Below are 16,935 nucleotides of genomic sequence, written 5' to 3' on the forward strand. Positions count from 1 at the left end.
TTTATTATCAATATGTTTAGAGCAAATAAAAAGGCTTGAAGAAAGGAAAATGGTGCGCTCAGCGGGACTCGAACCCACGCCACAGGCTTCGGAGACCTGTACTCTATCCAGTTGAGCTATGAGCGCGCGATGCACATCATAACAAAAAAAACCATAAGGTAAAGCAACTATCTATAAGTCATCAATTTTTGTGCTTATAGTTTAAGCAATGTTCCAAAATTGCAACAGACAATTCTTGCTTATTTACTTGGTTTATTTAGCAAGATCACTCACAATACTCCTACTATTGACCAGGTGAGAATTTCATGACTGATGCATTGACCTTGAGGGACGTATCCAAAACCTATCGTAACGGTTTTCAAGCACTAAAAGGGATCAACCTAACGGTACCTGAAGGTGAGTTTTATGCCCTCCTTGGTCCAAATGGTGCAGGCAAGTCAACCACCATCAGCATCATTAGCTCACTGACAAAAAAAACCTCCGGTACGGTGGAAATTTTTGGCCATAACCTCGATACCCATCCTTCGGCAGCCAAACAATGCCTGGGCGTCGTGCCACAAGAATTTAACTTTGGGCAGTTTGAAAAAACCTTTGATATTTTGGTGACTCAAGCCGGCTATTACGGTATTTCTAAAAAAATTGCAGAAAGCCGGGCTGAAGAATATCTAGAAAAATTAGGCTTATGGGAAAAGCGTGGCATACAGGCACGCATGCTTTCTGGCGGGATGAAACGTCGCTTGATGATTGCCCGTGCCATGATGCATCAACCTCGGCTGCTCATTTTAGATGAACCGACTGCCGGTGTGGATATTGAATTACGTCGTTCCATGTGGGATTTCCTCACTGAAATGAATGAAAAAGGCACATCTATCATTTTAACTACGCATTATTTGGAAGAAGCGGAAATGCTATGCCGTCGCATCGCCATTATTGACCGCGGTGTAATTAAAGAAGATACCAGCATGAAATCTTTCTTGAATCAGCTGAGTGAAGAATCGTTCATCTTCGATTTGGTCGAACCGATTCGACCCATCCATCTGGATATTATTGGCGTGCGTTTTAATTTGATTGATCCTGTGACCCTAGAAGTGACCATGGACAAGGCACATACCTTAAATGAACTGTTCCAGGTTCTGGAAGCGCAAGGCATTCAGGTGCGTAGCATGCGTAACAAGTCAAACCGCCTGGAAGAAATCTTTGTGAAAATGGTGGAAAAAAACCTTGAAGGAGCTGCGCAATGAACTTTAATCAACTCAGTGTTGCGCTCTATACTCTGGTCCATAAAGAAGTGCGTCGCTTCATGCGCATCTGGCCACAAACCTTATTACCACCTGCCATTACCATGAGTCTGTATTTCGTGATTTTTGGGAATCTGGTCGGTTCGCGGATTGGCACAATGGGTGGCTTTAGCTACATGCAGTTTATTGTACCCGGCTTGATTATGATGGCGGTGATCACTAACAGTTATGCCAACGTCTCGTCCAGTTTCTTTAGTGCCAAATTTCAAAAAAGCATTGAAGAACTGATTATGAGTCCCGTTCCTTTACACATGATTCTTTGGGGCTATGTGATTGGTGGGGTCTGTCGCGGTGCTCTGGTCGGCATTATTGTGACTGCCATGAGCCTGTTTTTTACCGACTTATATATCACCAACTGGTTCGTGACTATATATACCGTGCTGATTACTTCATTTTTATTTTCACTCGGCGGTTTTATCAATGCCGTGTATGCAAAATCATTTGACGATATTTCAATTATCCCGACTTTTGTACTGACTCCACTGACCTATTTAGGTGGTGTATTCTATGCCATTAGTGCTTTAAGTCCGTTTTGGCAAAATCTCTCTTTAATTAACCCGATCGTATATATGGTCAATGCCTTCCGTTTCGGCATTTTAGGTCATAGTGACGTCAATGTGTCCATTTCATTGACTGTGATTACCTTATGTTGTGCCGTACTGTACGGTATAGCGTACTATTTACTTTCTCGTGGTTCAGGAATGCGTGAATAATGAGTGTAGAACATTCTCTATTAGGTAAAGACACCAATTATCCAACAGAATATCAACCAGATATTCTGTTTCCCATTTCACGTGCCACTGCACGCGAAAAATACGCCCATGTTGAGGGTATTCAGCAAGGCAAAGACTGGTGGCATGTTTTTGAAATTTCCTGGCTCAATGCTGCGGGTATTCCTCAAGTTGCGATTGGCCGTATGACCTTGCCGGCATCTTCACCCAACCTGATCGAATCAAAGTCGCTCAAGCTCTACTTTAATAGTATGAACTTCACCCAATTTGATTCAAAAGAAGCGTTTATTGCAACTGTTGAAAAAGACTTGTCTGCAGCAGCAGGCGCACCGGTCACGCTGACTTTATTCCAGGCAGATGATCTGGACATTTCCAAGCCTGAAGGCATCTGTATTGATGATTTAAGCCCCGAACGCTTAGAGAACCAGCCGGATGCGAGTTTATTAAAATTAGATGCAGAAAATAGTGAAGCCGTTGAAGTACAACTTTATTCACATTTATTACGCAGTAACTGTCCAGTCACCGGCCAACCGGACTGGGGCACAGTTTTTATCCGTTATCAGGGTAAAAAGCCTTGTTATCGCAGCATTTTAGCTTATATTATTTCTTACCGTCAGCATAATGGTTTCCACGAACAATGCGTGGAACAGATGTTTGCCGACATCTGGCAAAATCTTGAGCCTGAAAAACTGATGGTATATGCAACGTATACCCGTCGTGGTGGATTAGACATCAACCCTTGCCGTGTATCCGATGCGACATGGATGCCTCGCCCCATTCGTTTGGCGCGACAATAAAATGAAGAATATTGAGGTTTTTTGACATGCCATTTTTTGGTTTTATTCCTTCTGCAGAACTATTAACAAGTATTCAAACCGCTCAGGAAAAGAAAAATTCCAGCGAACCGCTTTACCCTTTACGCGACAAGACCGCATTGCTGATTAATGAAGAAATCATTGATGCCATTTTGACCGAGCTTGTGCGTCGCTTCCCAGCCAGCGATAAACGTGATACTGCTGAAAAACTGGCCGGCTATGTCAAATCAACCGTTGCTGTTTTATTGAAACAGTTACTAGGCAAGGCTTCAAATGATGTGGTCAAGCAATCCATTGAGTTTTCGCAAAAAAGCCTGTTTAAAGATGCAGCGGGTAACTTCCGTGTAGGTGAGCCATTAGATGCAAGCCTGGTCACCAACCTGAAGCATAGTTATGCAGAAATTAAGGCGGGAAATGAAGTCAATAAGGCGGCTTTAACCGAATCATATAAGCAATTTGCAGAAGCGACCGTGCGTCATTTCATGAATGACTTTAATAAGACCCTCGATTTGGGCATGATCAAGCGTAAAGCTGCGGATCTGGGTTCTGCTGCAGTGATTAAAGCCGTTCATATTGCTGTAGAGAAAATCATTCCACATCTCAATAAGGATGAGCTGTTGGTGCTGGCTGAATACCATGACACCCTATTTCATGCTTGAGCACGTTTAAAATGCTCTAAAACCTGGCAATAGCCAGGTTTTTTTATTGCAAAATTTTATTCTCAAATGATGAACAAGCATTACTGTCTTTATCATTATCTATCTGAATCAAATTTACAGATTTACTATGTATATCCGTCATTTCAGAAACAGGACATTCATTACTCTTTGCCCTTCCTCCATTTTTTGCGCATATTTTCTCTCTAAGGAATAACTTCTATATAAAGTGATGAAAAAAATTAAACCCTGCTGAATTGACTTTTTAGGCTATTTTTTACGGTTTAAATTTTGCTTTCTTTCATCTTTTTATCGTTTGCAGCGACAATCATCAAGAAAAAAGATTCAGTTGATGAACTTGCATAATGGTTATCGAGCAGGGAGAGTTTCGAATTTTTAAGGAATGAATAGAACATCGGATGCTCTTAGCAGGTTTTGCTTGCAATCTGGCTTTTTTTCTCGATATAACGCAAAACACGATTAGAAAACATTTTTAGCTCATGGGTAAATATTAGATGATTTATTTGCAATCCAGACTCCATTCAACCAGACAAAATGTTCCGACGGTTTTTTAGGCAAATACCCCCTGACAAAGCAAAATTGCTGCTAAATGTCATATTCTAAGCCTCGATAGAACGTATCATTGCAAACGAAGTAAAAAACTGCTTTGACTTAGCTAAAGCAGACTGATCTTGAATTTGCAGCCCTTCTGCCGAGAACGCAAAGTACAGCTCAGAGAACCGGCATCAAATACACGGATTTATGCAAAAAATCACGTTCTTTGTCTTTTTTTGTATATGGAGTTGTGGATACAGCCTTAGTCAATGCTATCTTAACCGCTTGAAAAATTCCGTTATCTTTCATGAGATGGATTTTCGGTCACTCTATTTGCAATGCCGTCTTTTAACATCGTGATGTTAATTTGCACACACTGATTATGTTTTTGGAACTTTGAGTAATATGTTAAGTATCAACTTTTATAACAGAATTAAACGTCTTCCTTTACTTCTCGGTGCACTTTCCATCACCAGTTTCTGTCAAGCCAACGATTTTTATAACCACCCAAGCTATAACAGCTTTAAGCAAAAAACCATGCAGACTTATGGCTTGAGTGCAGAACAGGTCGATTGGGCCATGAATGGCTCGAAAAACCTGCCTAATATTATCAATATCATGAACCGCCCTGGCGAAAGTAAGCCCTGGTACAAATATAAAACCAATTTTATGGCGGAAAGCACCATTCAGCGTGGCGTACGCTTCAAAACCCAATATGCCGACACCTTAAACCGTGCTGAACAACAGTTTGGGGTACCGCAATCGATCATTTTAGGGATTTTAGGGGTAGAAACCGGTTTTGGTGCCAACAAAGGAAATTTCATCACCCGTGATGCCTTGGCAACCTTAGGCTTCGGCTATGAGCGACGTGCCCAGTATTTCCAGGATGAACTCGCTGCACTGATTGCATGGACTTACAAAGACAGGGTGCCTGCCAGCTCGGTAGTAGGCTCCTATGCTGGAGCGATTGGTTATCCTCAATTCATGCCAAGCAACATTAGCAAATTGGGTGTGGACTATGATGGCAATGGACACATTGACTTAAGAAATTCTGCCGTAGATGCCATTGGCTCTATTGCCAACTATTTAGCCCAACACGGATGGCAACGCAATCAGCCTGTCGGCTTTGCTGCCCGCTATACCGGTAACACTCCCGCCTCTATTATTGCCAAAGATCTGGAACAGCCGACTCCCTATGGCGCGTTAAAAAATCAAGGCATCACACCAATCAATCCGATTGTGCAAATTGATGACCTGGATATGGTAAATATTATTCAACTTCAAGATAGTTATGGGCCTATTTACTATATTACCTATCCCAATTTTCAGGTCATTACAACCTATAACAAGAGTCGTATGTATGCCACCGCGGTATGGCAATTAGGGATTGAAATCGCCAGCCGTTAAGGCTGGTTTTTTACCAAAAAACAATAAAGTCAAGATTTTTTTTTACAAAATTGTTCACCAAATGGACCTTTTTAATATATTGTTACAATATTGGTTATATTTTGATCGAAAAACGATGTATTTCTGTTCTTTTTGTAATTATTTTAATTAAAAAGTAGACAGCTTTAGCTTGGCATGAATATTATCCATCTCGTCAAATGTAGTTGCAAAAGAGAATTAACAGACTTGATAGCTTGCATTTCAATGACTTAATTGAAATAAAAGCAGCGGTCTTTAGGAGTTTAATAATGCATTCATCGATAAAGTATATTTTAGCCTTAACCACCACCTTTGCCCTGAGCCAGTCTCAAGCAGAGCTGGTACAGTCATCCTTCAATACAGACAGTGACAACTCTCGCTTGGCCACGCGTGTATTAAACAAAGATGCTCAAAATTTTAATTCCCACTTTTCAAATTTAAATAGTCTTTCAATCACTGAACGTTCTGGTGATAAAATTCGTCGTCAAACCATTGCCGCCAAAATTGAAATCCCTGCAGATGAGCCTTCAGTGATTGAAAAGCTAAATACTGTTGCATCGAATACAGTACGTAAATTCAGCCAAACTGGCGCAGCTTCTTGGTATGGTCGTCAATTTCATGGCCGTAAAACTGCAAGTGGTGAAACATTCGATATGAATGGCTTGACTGCCGCTCACCGTAGCCTGCCATTGAACTGCTATATTCGTGTAACCAATAAAAACAATGGCAAGAGTGTAGTCGTAAAAGTAAACGACCGCGGTCCTTTCCATGGTAACCGTGTCCTAGACTTATCTTATGGCGCTGCAAAACAACTCGGTATTACTCATGCAGGCACTGCAAAAGTAAACATCGAACGTGTCGATGGTCCAAATTCATAAGACTTTTCCCGACTCCTGATACATTTGACTTAAAAGCCACTTCTTGTGGCTTTTTTAATGTTTGGACAGAAATACCTTCCCTGCCTTCCCACTAGGCTTCAACATCAGCTTTACTTTGTGAACAAGCATTAAGCCATCCCGCTCATATGAGTGAGGAATTGCTGGTGCTGAATTTTGACCCGTACTGTTTTCTGGTTTATATTTTATCTCTAGAAGAATAAAACATAGGTTGATGGATGCTCATCCATAAAAGCCGGAGTGAAAAATGAAAACAATGACAGAATGGCTGGATGAATATAGCGAGAGCCATCAGAACCCGACTAACAAAATCATTCATTGGGTCTGTGTACCGACTATCCTGTTTTCCATTATTGGCATTTTGGCCCATTTCAGTGCGTTATTGACCGCCTTCGTTTTAGTTTGTACCCTGGTCTTTTATGCACGCCTAGACGTAGTCCTTGCTGTCGCCATGGCTGCCCTTATTGTCGTGATGGCATGGCTCATTTTTATTTTACCTGCAGGAACAGGATTTTATATCGCGCTTTTTGTATTGGCCTGGATTGGACAATTTTATGGCCACAAAGTTGAAGAAAAAAAGCCTTCCTTCTTCAAAGACCTCCAATTCCTCCTCATTGGCCCGGCATAGTGTATGAATGCTTATCTAAGCAAACTACTGCCAGAATATAAAAACCGTCTTAAATCGCAAATCAACGCAATTTAAGCCCTATTATCGTTTTAGCCTTCCGAAGCTCTTTTATTGATAGGTTCTTCCTTTATATTTCAACCAGCCATCCACATGTTTTTGTTGCGGATCATGATGAGTCCAGTGAATTACTCCGCCTTTTTCGCTATATTCATATTCGCCATTAAAATGAATGATGTCTCCTTTTTGCAAGTTTTCAATTCTTGGTGCCAAATCAATATTATGAGCCACCAACACAGTTAAGCCATTCTGCAGTTGCAAAATAAACTTTTGATGGCGTGAGCCGTTGTTATCATCCGCTAGAACTGCTTTGACTGTTCCGCTGGACTGAACCTGCATATTGCTTTTTTGTGTTTGAAAGGCCTGCTGAATTTTTACATCATCATTTTGAATTTGAAAATTTGCTGCCTTCGAATCTACAGATACTTGCTGAGATTCTGATTTCGATAAAATTTCAGTGTGTGCTTTTGAATTGCTGAGCGCTTGATTTGAAGGATTTTGCTGTTCTTGTAAATCAATACCGAAATAGGCAGCAATTAAAATAACAATAACTGCACCAATCCCCTTCTGAGCTTTACTCGCCATCTTTATTGTTCTCTCAAAATTTTAAACTCTTCATAAAAAAAGCCCCAAACGGGGCTTTTTTTTGCAAATAATCAGAGATTATTTTGCAGCAGCTTGAGCAGCAGCAACTTCTTCAGCGAAAGAAAGTTCAGCTTTTTTCTCAATACCTTCACCCACTTCGAAGCGAACGAATTGAGCAACTGTAGTACCAGTTGATTTAAGAACGTCAGCAACTTTCTTGTCGTTGTCGATTACGTACATTTGACGCTCAAGAACAACTTCGTTCAAGTATTTTTCAACTGAACCAGTCACCATTTTTTCAACGATGTTTGCTGGTTTACCAGATTCCAATGCTTTCGCTTCAGCAATTTCTTTTTCTTTAGCGATAAGATCAGCAGATACGCCTTCAGCAGTTACAGCAACCGGGTTGAACGCAGCAACGTGCATTGCAATACCTTTACCAGTTTCAGCAGAACCTGTGTAAGCCACTACAACACCAATTTTTAAACCGTGTTTGTAAACTGCAAGGTTTTCACCTTCAACAATTTTCGCACGACGAACCTGGATGTTTTCACCGATTTTTTGAACAAGAGCAATACGCGCTTCTTCAACAGTTGCACCATCTTCAAGTTTAAGTTCAGCAATTTTAGCAGCATCAGTTTCGTTTGCAGCAAGCGCAGCAGCAGCAACTTTAGCAGAGAAACCAGCAAAGTTTTCGTCTTTAGCAACGAAGTCAGTTTGGCAGTTTACTTCTAAAAGAATAGCTTTGTTGCCTTCTTGAACGATAGTGATTGCACCGTCAGCAGCAATGTTACCAGCTTTTTTAGCTGCTTTTGCTTGACCAGATTTACGAAGGTTATCAATCGCTAATTCGATGTCACCGTTCGCTTCTGTTAATGCTTTTTTACATTCCATCATTGCTAAACCAGTACGGTCACGCAATTCTTTTACCATGCTCGCAGTAACTGCAGTCATGTTATTCTCCTAAATACGGTAGAAAATGAATCTGTTCAACAAAAACGGCCCAAAGTGTTCTCTGGGCCGTTTTGCTTTCTCGACGCTTAATTTGCCACGACTACATGTCGCAAAAATGACAATTCTGCGTCAAAACGCATTAAGCCTCTGGAGCTTCTTTAGCAGCTTCTTCGCCTTTAGCTTGAGCATTTGCTTGTGATTGAGCGTACTCTTTACCAGCAATGATAGCATCAGCCATAGCAGAAGCGTAAAGTGTAACCGCACGGATCGCATCGTCGTTACCAGGAATAACGTAGTCTACGTTGTCTGGGTTAGAGTTTGTATCAACGATACCGATTACAGGAATACCAAGGTTCTTAGCTTCTTTAATCGCGATTGATTCATGGTCAACGTCAATTACGAATAATGCGTCAGGTAAACCACCCATGTTTTTAACGCCGCCTAAAGCACGTTCAAGTTTTTCCATTTCACGAGTACGTTCTAAAGCTTCACGTTTAGTCAGCTTAGCGAAAGTACCGTCAGTAGATTGAGTTTGAAGATCTTTTAAACGGTTGATAGATTGGCGAAGTGTTTTCCAGTTCGTCAACATACCACCTAACCAGCGGTGGTCTACATATGGTTGACCAGCGCGTTGAGCTTGTTCACGAATGATGTTAGAAGCAGCACGTTTAGTACCAACAAACAATACTTTGTTCTTTTTGCTTGCAAGATTGTTAACAAAGTTCAAAGCATCATTTAACGCAGGAACAGTGTGCTCAAGGTTGATGATGTGAATTTTGTTACGCGCACCAAAGATGTATTCACGCATCTTTGGGTTCCAGAAACGAGTTTGGTGACCGAAGTGAGCGCCTGCTTGAAGAAGGTCGCGCATGCTTACGTTGTAATCTGCCATTTTCTTTACCTTAAAGTTTGGGTTAGGCCTCCATATATCCGCATTCTCCACCCCAAAGGGCACCCAGAGAAATGTGTCGATATATGTGCGGATTTTATTGCCCCATCGCACAAAGCCCGTGAAATTTATTCACGAAAAAGCATTTGATAAAATGGGCGGCTATTTATACCATAGTCACACACAAATTTCCAAAAGTTTTTAAAGATCATGAACAGTACTTACGAAGCTCCCCGTCGTTTAATCAAAACACCTGAAGAAATTGAAAAAATGCGTGTGGCGGGTCGACTGGCAGCAGAAGTTTTGGATATGATCAAACCGCATATCAAACCGGGTGTATCTACACTCGAACTGGACACCATCTGTCACGATTATATTGTCAATAAACAAGAGGCTATTCCTGCCTGTCTTGGTTATGGCGCAGCACCTGGCCGTCCAGCTTTCCAGCATACCATTTGTACCTCTGTGAACCACGTGGTGTGTCACGGCATTCCGTCTGCCAGCAAAATCCTGAAAAAAGGCGACATCCTTAATATTGACGTGACTGTGATTAAAGATGGCTATCATGGCGATACCAACATGATGTATATCGTTGGTGGTGAAACTTCAATTCTTGCAGAACGTTTATGCAAAGTGGCGCAAGAAGCCATGTACCGCGGTATTGCGACGGTAAAACCAGGTTCTACCATTGGTGATATTGGCAATGCCATCCAGAAATATGTTGAATCAGAACGCTTTGGCGTCGTACGTGAATATTGCGGCCATGGTATTGGCACCGTGTTCCACGACGAACCCCAAGTTCTGCATTATGGTCAACCGAATACCGGCATGGTGCTTGAAGAAGGCATGACCTTTACCATTGAACCGATGGTGAACGGCGGCGACTGGAAAACCAAAATTTTAGGTGACAAATGGACGGTAGTAACCAAAGACCATAGTTTGTCCGCACAATATGAACACACCCTTTTAGTGACTAAAACCGGTGTTGAAGTGCTGACTGCACGTCCTGAAGAAGACCTGTCCCGCTTTAATCAATAAGTTCATTCCAAATTGACTTAAATGGCTGCATCTGTTGTAGCCATTTTTATTTACAGTGTTCTTTATTTAAACGTTTTGCTGAAAATCTGTCCCCAAGTTCAATTGATTTTCGCTTTATTTCCCACATACTAAAGCCCCATCCAATGTACCGCAGAGATTTTTATGTCCGATTTTAGCAATGTTACTGTTAGCCAAAATGATGATGATACCGTTTCCTTACTGATTGACCATAAACCTATTTCTGAACGTTACGGCATGAAATTTAGTGCCAGCATTGTGGATGAACTCAAAGCTTTAGCTGACGGTCAAAATATGAAACTGTTTGATCAGTTTGTATTTTCACATACCGATTTAAACTTTGAGCATAGCTATCGTTATGTGACTTGCATTCTTAAAGAAGAAGCGGGTTATAAAGTGACGCGTAATTTTGTCTATACCATTACTGCGCAAGGTCAGCAGCCGATTGAACATGTCATTACCAAACAGGGGCAACCGATGACCACTGCTGATGTACATGAGTTCATTAATACCCATTTGCAAAAATCCTTAAATGACTATACCGACCTGAATTATGCATATTGATGTTTTGTTTTGATGATCACCTGATCACGCCAGGCACTACAATTAAATCGAAGCTCATCTAATTGTAGTGTTCTTTTTCACTTCCTCATTCACATTAAACCCACCCTTTTTAATCTTATTTTTTTAATTATTTTCATCTCTATTCTTCAAACCAAACCATTTAATTATTTGTTCTTATTGCTCAGCTGATTTAACCGGGTTAAATACTTTTTTCCAATATTGGCACATTCAAGCTCCCCTTTTTAGCGCAATTTAAGATAAGATAGTGTGCTTTTTATTTTTTAATCCCTATAAGAAGGAATACTGCCGTGGACGTACGTCTCTCTGATCGTGTAAATGCCATCAAACCGTCCCCTACACTTGCTGTTACCAACAAGGCTGCTGAACTTAAAGCCGCTGGTAAAAACGTAATTGGCTTGGGTGCAGGTGAACCAGATTTTGACACCCCACAACACATCAAAGATGCAGCAATTGCCGCTATTAACAACGGTTTCACTAAATACACCGCTGTTGACGGTACTCCAGGTCTTAAAAAAGCAATTATTGCGAAATTAAAACGCGATAATAATCTTGATTACGCTGCAAACCAGATTCTGGTTTCTTGCGGTGGTAAACAGTCATTCTTTAACTTGGCGCTTGCTTTGTTAAACAAAGGTGATGAAGTGATCATCCCTGCACCATACTGGGTAAGCTATCCAGATATGGTGATCATCGCTGAAGGCGTGCCTGTAATCGTGAAATGTGGTGAAGAACAACGTTTCAAAATTACACCTGAACAGTTAGAAGCTGCGATCACTGACAAAACCCGTTTAGTGGTACTGAACAGCCCATCTAACCCGACTGGCATGATCTACACTAAAGAAGAATTACTTGCTTTAGCTGAAGTTCTGCGTAAATACCCAGAAGTTCTTGTTGCGTCTGATGACATGTACGAACCAATCCGTTGGGATGATGAATTCTACAACATCGCAACTGTTGCTCCAGACCTTTACGACCGCGTAATCGTATTGAACGGCGTGTCTAAAGCCTATGCAATGACTGGCTGGCGTATCGGCTATGCAGCGGGTCCTGCTAAACTGATTGGCGCGATGAAAAAAATCCAGTCTCAATCGACTTCTAACCCGACTTCTATTTCACAAGTTGCTGCTGAAGCTGCATTGAACGGTCCTCAAGACGTTCTTGAACCAATGATTGAAGCATTCAAACGTCGTCATGACCTGGTTGTAAAAGGCTTAAATGACATCAACGGTATTACTTGCTTACCTGCTGACGGTGCATTCTATGCCTATGCCAATATCAAGCCGTTAATTCGTGCCAAAGGTTTAAAATCTTGCACAGAATTCTCTGCATGGTTACTAGAAGAAACTGGTGTTGCGGTTGTTCCTGGTGATGCATTCGGCCTAGGCGGTTACATGCGTATTTCTTATGCAACTGCTGACGAAGTACTGGTAGATGCGCTTGCTCGTATCAAGAAAGCGGCTGATTCAATCGAAGGCGTTGACGCTGCGATTGCTTCAATTGCTGCTGAAAAATAATCTGCTTTTTCTAAAGTAAGATTTAAAAAAACCCGCGAATTTCGCGGGTTTTTTCTGTTTCAGGATTTATCTTTTTAGCTGTAAAAATATCCAGATTCATTTTTCTTTTCTAAACACACTTTGATTATTTCAACGCGCTTTCGGCATGCTTCTGATCAGGAGCAGCCCAAATCACCAAGGCAATTCCCGTTAAAACCATGACAGCAGAAATGATCATCCGCCAGCTTAAAGTCTCACCAATAAACAATGCGCCACCTATAATCGCTAAACACGGCACAGACAGCTGCACACTGCTGGCTGTCAAACGGTCAATCTGTTTCACAATGGCATACCAAAGCACGTATGCTCCGCTTGAGGCTAAACCGCCTGACAGCACAGCTAAAAGTATCCCTTGAGGCAATGCAAAACTTTTCGTGTAAAACACAACATAAGCCAGCAAAACAAAAGGAATGGCCATCACAAAATTGGCCAATGTACTGGCCAAGGGGTTTTGCATATTTTTGCCCGCGATGCTGTACATCGCCCAACCTATTCCTGAAAGCACCATTATCGCGGCATACCCCAAATTTGGAGCAGCGGCACCCGGAAGCAAAAGAATAAAAATCCCGATAATTGCCATACACAATCCGGCACCACGGCGCAGATTAATTTTTTCACCATGACATAAACCATAGCCGACCATGCTGAGCTGGACTGTGCCAAATAACAGCAATGCCCCGACTCCCGCATCTATATGCAAATAAGCCAGTGAAAATGCCACAATATATAAGGCAAGAAAAAAACCGTTTTGAAGACTCCATTCTATTTTGGCTTTTTGTGCAGAAAACAGGTAAAGCATCCATAAAACGATAGCGCCACTCGCAACCCGAATCAGGCTAAAACTCATGGGGTCAATTTGCTGTTCGGCCAATGCCAAACGGCATAAAACCGAATTGGCAGCAAAGGCCAGCATGGCAATCGAGATTTTGAGCAGCATGGTTGAGCATCCTTATTCAACAGCCTGCATTAGGTATATCGGAACTATTTCATTAAATCTACATCGTTTTTCTGATGCAATGTATCAAAAATACCAATGTGTCAATTCTGCACATAAAACTGTGGGGATTATTTTTCTCCTTTATTTTTAGCAAAGCGTGTTCCAGCCTCGGCTACCAACCTTTGGATATCATTGGCAAAACAATAAAACTCAGGTTGATGATTACTGTGAATTTCCCTCTCCCGCTTTAAATCCTCCAGCTGTTGACTCAAGGTAAAGACAGGAAGGTCGCAATAGGGTTAATCTCGACGGCACCACAACAAAAAGGGGTTGAACGACACAAGCATTGACCTTACTTTTTTTTGATCCATTTTTTGTTTTTCTAAAAAACAGCACACTTATACTGGGACGTGCTATCCCCCCATTTTCTTATCATTTCAGCTGATGTCGCTAAATTAAATACTCTCGAATATTTCTTGACGATTTTTATGTACATCGTTAATTTAAACAACAAGTTCCTTTTTAGAACTTATCAATAAGGAAATAAATAGAATGAATCCCAAAGAAATGACTGGACTGCAACTTTTACAAGCCATGTGTGATGGCAGAATTCCAGCACCCTCAATGAGTGAAACCATCCCCATGCAGCCTTATGAGGTTTCAGAAGGCACGATCTGTTTTAAAGTAAAAGCCAATAACCACCATTTAAATCCCTTGGGTGGCGTGCATGGCGGTTTTGCAGCAACTGTACTGGATTCCGTCACGGGCTGTGCTGTCCACAGTATGCTCGAAGCAGGTGCAGGCTATGGCACCATCGATTTAAATATAAAAATGTGCCGTCCCATTCCTCAAAATCAACAACTACTGGCTATAGGCAAAGTGATTAATATCAGCAAGAATCTGGGTATTTCAGAAGGCCGGATTATGGATGAAAATGGCAAACTTTATGCCCATGCCACTGCGACGTGTATGATTATCCGTTAATACCTAATATGCGCCTCATTCAGAGCTTAGATCATTTCCTAAGCTCTTGAGCTAACATAGATTAAACGGCTGATTTAAACGATTTTGTGAGTGCTGATAAAGACACGTCCGGACGCGAAGTTCCCTTATAGATACATAAATACTTAAATACGCTATCAAGCGAGATAGAGAGTTTCTTCTGTTCCGACACCGACCACACTTTAGAATTGTTGCGTCCAGATAAAGCGCTGCCATTCAGCTGATACAAATACAGGTCATGATCACGCTGCAACGGTTGCTTGCGGCCATTGGAATAACTATCCAGAAGCAATTGACAGGGTGAGTTAATCACCCATTTATTGCTAAACCAAAGCTGCAACAAGTCACCCAGATATAAGACCTCAGTACCGACTGGCCAGACCTGAATATAGGCATCCTCAACAGCGGTCTGATAGCGCTGCGGGTCTTGAATAATAGAAAGGTAATTGTCTTGATAAAAAGATAAATTTGAAAAAATTTCGGCAATCGTCAGCGTATGCATTCGCTTTCTCCTGTTTAGCCATTTTAGTGCTGGCAAGTTGGTTTAAATCCACACTGTTTGAACTTGCATTCAAACGCTCTGTTATGAATTTAATCTAACAAGCCAGTTTTGGCTGTGCAAGTTTTTTTAGGATTTTTGATTTAGTTGTTTAAATAAAAAGCATACGGCATAAAAATTAAGGCATCATGACACTTTTAGCTTGACCCCCTGCGAAATCTGCTTATAATCGCATGCAGATTCTCCAATAGCTCAGTCGGTAGAGCGACGGACTGTTAATCCGCAGGTCCCTGGTTCGAGCCCAGGTTGGAGAGCCAGATTTTAAAAACCCACTCAACAGAGTGGGTTTTTTTATGGCCTAAATAATCTATAGCTGTTTAAATCACTCAATACACGATACTGCTCTTTTTTAGATTCAATCTGCCCATTCCTGTTTTCTATCAAGTTAGGTTATTCATTGCATTCAGAGTATTGAGATATAAAATTTATAGCAAAATCAGCATAAGCCCTAAAAGCAAAAAGCGCATCGAAATGCGCTTTCTACTCATCAATCCATATCAACATGGATCAATATCACAATTGTTTTATTGCTGAGGTAAAGGAATATACTGTGAATTATTATTCTGTGCTTTACGTTCAGTCACCACCACATTCAGGGTTAATGGTTGCTCATCTCGAACCACTTCAACTTTAATGGTGCTATTCGGCGCTTGTAAAGCCACATAATTAATCAAGTGGGAAGCTGAAGTAATCTGCTCTCCATTGACCTGGATAATTTTATCACCCTTTTTAATTCCCGCTTTAGCTGCTGGACCGTGAGGAAGCACATCTGCTACAACAACACCAGTCTGCTTAGGTTCAAGAATATTGTCCTGTTGCACTGGCATGAGGCTAATCCCCAACCAGCCACGAACCACGCGACCATCTTTCAGAATTGAATTGAGAATTTGCTGGCATACTTTCGCAGGAATGGCAAAGCCAATTCCCAATGAACCACCCGATTGAGAGAAAATAGCCGTATTCACGCCAATCAGATTACCCGCCACGTCAATCAGTGCCCCACCCGAGTTCCCGGGATTAATCGCTGCATCTGTTTGAATGAAGTCTTCATAGGTATTAATGCCCAAATCTGAACGGTTGGTGGCAGAAATAATCCCTTGAGTAACCGTTTGCCCTACACCGAACGGGTTACCAATGGCAAGTACGACATCGCCAACTTCATTGCCGCTGAGTTTAAAAGGCAAAACTGGAAGCTTGTCGAGTTCAATCTTAATTACCGCCAGATCGGAATCCGGGTCTGTGCCAATCACTTTAGCGACTGCACGGCGTCCATCATTCAAGCCCACCACAATCTGTTCAGCCTGAGCAATGACATGGTTGTTCGTCAAGATATAGCCATCTGAACGCACAATCACCCCTGAGCCCAGACTGTTTTCATTTTGCTCCTGATCGAACTGTTCAGGGACCTGATCGCCAAAAAACTCGCGAAAAGCCGGATCATTCAACAAAGGATGTTCTGCTTTATTCACCTTCTGGGTAGTGAAAATATTCACCACCGCAGGAGCCGCCACCTTCACGGCATTACTGTAAGATTCGACGGCACCCGCCCTGTTGGTATTGACTAAAGGCTCGACTTTTTCTCTGGGCATTTTTATACCGTCAGAGGCAACAGGGGCTTGTGGCTTCTGAGAATGTTGCCAGACAAGAAAACCGAGAGTGACTAAAACAAGTAAAACCCAAGGTAACCATGAAAAGGTGCGACGCACGGTAATTTCCTCTAACAATATTTTAATTCGTTGATGACTAAGTAATTT

Annotated in this window: 16 protein-coding genes, 2 tRNA genes and 1 pseudogene; 12 read left to right on the forward strand and 7 right to left on the reverse strand. The window is 41.6% G+C overall.

Annotated features, from left to right (window positions below; all coding sequences use genetic code 11):
• Window positions 1-50 precede the first annotated feature (50 nt).
• Window positions 51-126: transfer RNA gene (locus E0H88_RS04210), tRNA-Arg, on the reverse strand.
• Between the two features lie 179 nt (window positions 127-305).
• Here E0H88_RS04210 and E0H88_RS04215 point away from each other — a divergent pair.
• From E0H88_RS04215 to E0H88_RS04245, 7 genes and pseudogenes are all read left to right on the forward strand, one after another.
• Window positions 306-1,241: an ABC transporter ATP-binding protein gene (locus E0H88_RS04215; protein WP_131273225.1), complete on the forward strand. Its 936-nt coding sequence runs from the start codon at window positions 306-308 to the stop codon at window positions 1,239-1,241.
• Window positions 1,238-2,011, forward strand: coding sequence for an ABC transporter permease (locus tag E0H88_RS04220; RefSeq protein WP_086195004.1), 774 nt, complete (start codon window positions 1,238-1,240; stop codon window positions 2,009-2,011). The genes E0H88_RS04215 and E0H88_RS04220 overlap by 4 nt, the downstream gene beginning before the upstream one ends.
• On the forward strand, window positions 2,011-2,826 hold the full coding sequence (queF, locus tag E0H88_RS04225) for an NADPH-dependent 7-cyano-7-deazaguanine reductase QueF (RefSeq protein ID WP_131273226.1): 816 nt from the start codon (window positions 2,011-2,013) through the stop codon (window positions 2,824-2,826). Before E0H88_RS04220 ends, queF begins: the two co-directional genes overlap by 1 nt.
• A 26-nt stretch (window positions 2,827-2,852) precedes the next feature.
• Window positions 2,853-3,503 (forward strand): hypothetical protein, encoded by a 651-nt coding sequence (locus E0H88_RS04230; RefSeq protein WP_092819868.1) that lies wholly within the window; start codon window positions 2,853-2,855, stop codon window positions 3,501-3,503.
• 957 nt (window positions 3,504-4,460) lie between these two features.
• Complete coding sequence (gene mltB, locus E0H88_RS04235; RefSeq protein WP_131273227.1) at window positions 4,461-5,462, forward strand: lytic murein transglycosylase B; 1,002 nt, start codon at window positions 4,461-4,463, stop codon at window positions 5,460-5,462.
• A gap of 287 nt (window positions 5,463-5,749) precedes the next feature.
• Window positions 5,750-6,358: a septal ring lytic transglycosylase RlpA family protein gene (locus tag E0H88_RS04240; protein WP_092819870.1), complete on the forward strand. Its 609-nt coding sequence runs from the start codon at window positions 5,750-5,752 to the stop codon at window positions 6,356-6,358.
• 265 nt (window positions 6,359-6,623) lie between these two features.
• Window positions 6,624-7,079: pseudogene (locus E0H88_RS04245) on the forward strand (Mpo1 family 2-hydroxy fatty acid dioxygenase).
• A 33-nt stretch (window positions 7,080-7,112) separates the two neighbouring features.
• Here E0H88_RS04245 and E0H88_RS04250 read toward each other — a convergent pair.
• The 3 genes from E0H88_RS04250 to rpsB all read right to left on the reverse strand — a co-directional run bounded on the left by E0H88_RS04250 (window position 7,113) and on the right by rpsB (window position 9,492).
• On the reverse strand, window positions 7,113-7,646 hold the full coding sequence (locus E0H88_RS04250) for a DUF3465 domain-containing protein (protein WP_092819872.1): 534 nt from the start codon (window positions 7,644-7,646) through the stop codon (window positions 7,113-7,115).
• A 78-nt stretch (window positions 7,647-7,724) separates the two neighbouring features.
• Window positions 7,725-8,600, reverse strand: a complete 876-nt coding sequence (gene tsf / locus E0H88_RS04255) for a translation elongation factor Ts (RefSeq protein ID WP_092819873.1) — start codon at window positions 8,598-8,600, stop codon at window positions 7,725-7,727.
• Between the two features lie 139 nt (window positions 8,601-8,739).
• Window positions 8,740-9,492, reverse strand: coding sequence for a 30S ribosomal protein S2 (gene rpsB, locus E0H88_RS04260; RefSeq protein WP_092819874.1), 753 nt, complete (start codon window positions 9,490-9,492; stop codon window positions 8,740-8,742).
• A 207-nt stretch (window positions 9,493-9,699) separates the two neighbouring features.
• Between rpsB and map the strand changes: the two genes are divergently transcribed.
• From map to E0H88_RS04275, 3 genes are all read left to right on the forward strand, one after another.
• Window positions 9,700-10,527: a type I methionyl aminopeptidase gene (map, locus tag E0H88_RS04265; RefSeq protein ID WP_092819875.1), complete on the forward strand. Its 828-nt coding sequence runs from the start codon at window positions 9,700-9,702 to the stop codon at window positions 10,525-10,527.
• A 162-nt stretch (window positions 10,528-10,689) separates the two neighbouring features.
• Window positions 10,690-11,109: a hypothetical protein gene (locus E0H88_RS04270; protein ID WP_092819876.1), complete on the forward strand. Its 420-nt coding sequence runs from the start codon at window positions 10,690-10,692 to the stop codon at window positions 11,107-11,109.
• 308 nt (window positions 11,110-11,417) lie between these two features.
• Entirely contained in the window at window positions 11,418-12,644 is a 1,227-nt protein-coding gene (locus E0H88_RS04275; protein WP_092819877.1) for a pyridoxal phosphate-dependent aminotransferase, read from the forward strand.
• Window positions 12,645-12,768: 124 nt separating this feature from the next.
• Here E0H88_RS04275 and E0H88_RS04280 read toward each other — a convergent pair whose 3' ends face one another.
• Window positions 12,769-13,620 carry a DMT family transporter gene (locus E0H88_RS04280; RefSeq protein WP_131273229.1) on the reverse strand — a complete coding sequence of 284 codons (852 nt, stop codon included), beginning with the start codon at window positions 13,618-13,620 and terminating at the stop codon, window positions 12,769-12,771.
• A gap of 552 nt (window positions 13,621-14,172) precedes the next feature.
• Here E0H88_RS04280 and E0H88_RS04285 point away from each other — a divergent pair.
• Window positions 14,173-14,604 carry a PaaI family thioesterase gene (locus E0H88_RS04285; protein WP_131273230.1) on the forward strand — a complete coding sequence of 144 codons (432 nt, stop codon included), beginning with the start codon at window positions 14,173-14,175 and terminating at the stop codon, window positions 14,602-14,604.
• A gap of 61 nt (window positions 14,605-14,665) precedes the next feature.
• Here the strand turns inward: E0H88_RS04285 and E0H88_RS04290 are convergent, their stop codons facing one another.
• Entirely contained in the window at window positions 14,666-15,124 is a 459-nt protein-coding gene (locus E0H88_RS04290) for a hypothetical protein (RefSeq protein ID WP_131273231.1), read from the reverse strand.
• Window positions 15,125-15,362: 238 nt separating this feature from the next.
• Here E0H88_RS04290 and E0H88_RS04295 point away from each other — a divergent pair.
• Window positions 15,363-15,438, forward strand: a tRNA-Asn gene (locus E0H88_RS04295).
• Between the two features lie 267 nt (window positions 15,439-15,705).
• Here E0H88_RS04295 and E0H88_RS04300 read toward each other — a convergent pair.
• A complete protein-coding gene (locus tag E0H88_RS04300) occupies window positions 15,706-16,887 on the reverse strand; it encodes a S1C family serine protease (protein ID WP_092819881.1) in 1,182 nt (393 codons plus the stop codon).
• Window positions 16,888-16,935: the final 48 nt, after the last annotated feature.

The sequence above is a fragment of the Acinetobacter sp. ANC 4216 genome, assembly GCF_004331195.1.
Lineage (GTDB): Bacteria > Pseudomonadota > Gammaproteobacteria > Pseudomonadales > Moraxellaceae > Acinetobacter > Acinetobacter kookii.

Bases quoted from the DNA above. Each gene is read 5' to 3' on its own strand.
- E0H88_RS04285 (WP_131273230.1), top strand. From the start codon at position 14,173: ATGAATCCCAAAGAAATGACTGGACTGCAACTTTTACAAGCCATGTGT.
- E0H88_RS04290 (WP_131273231.1), bottom strand. From the start codon at position 15,124: ATGCATACGCTGACGATTGCCGAAATTTTTTCAAATTTATCTTTTTAT.
- E0H88_RS04230 (WP_092819868.1), top strand. From the start codon at position 2,853: ATGCCATTTTTTGGTTTTATTCCTTCTGCAGAACTATTAACAAGTATT.
- tsf (WP_092819873.1), bottom strand. From the start codon at position 8,600: ATGACTGCAGTTACTGCGAGCATGGTAAAAGAATTGCGTGACCGTACT.
- E0H88_RS04240 (WP_092819870.1), top strand. From the start codon at position 5,750: ATGCATTCATCGATAAAGTATATTTTAGCCTTAACCACCACCTTTGCC.
- rpsB (WP_092819874.1), bottom strand. From the start codon at position 9,492: ATGGCAGATTACAACGTAAGCATGCGCGACCTTCTTCAAGCAGGCGCT.
- E0H88_RS04250 (WP_092819872.1), bottom strand. From the start codon at position 7,646: ATGGCGAGTAAAGCTCAGAAGGGGATTGGTGCAGTTATTGTTATTTTA.
- E0H88_RS04280 (WP_131273229.1), bottom strand. From the start codon at position 13,620: ATGCTGCTCAAAATCTCGATTGCCATGCTGGCCTTTGCTGCCAATTCG.
- map (WP_092819875.1), top strand. From the start codon at position 9,700: ATGAACAGTACTTACGAAGCTCCCCGTCGTTTAATCAAAACACCTGAA.
- E0H88_RS04270 (WP_092819876.1), top strand. From the start codon at position 10,690: ATGTCCGATTTTAGCAATGTTACTGTTAGCCAAAATGATGATGATACC.
- mltB (WP_131273227.1), top strand. From the start codon at position 4,461: ATGTTAAGTATCAACTTTTATAACAGAATTAAACGTCTTCCTTTACTT.
- queF (WP_131273226.1), top strand. From the start codon at position 2,011: ATGAGTGTAGAACATTCTCTATTAGGTAAAGACACCAATTATCCAACA.
- E0H88_RS04215 (WP_131273225.1), top strand. From the start codon at position 306: ATGACTGATGCATTGACCTTGAGGGACGTATCCAAAACCTATCGTAAC.
- E0H88_RS04220 (WP_086195004.1), top strand. From the start codon at position 1,238: ATGAACTTTAATCAACTCAGTGTTGCGCTCTATACTCTGGTCCATAAA.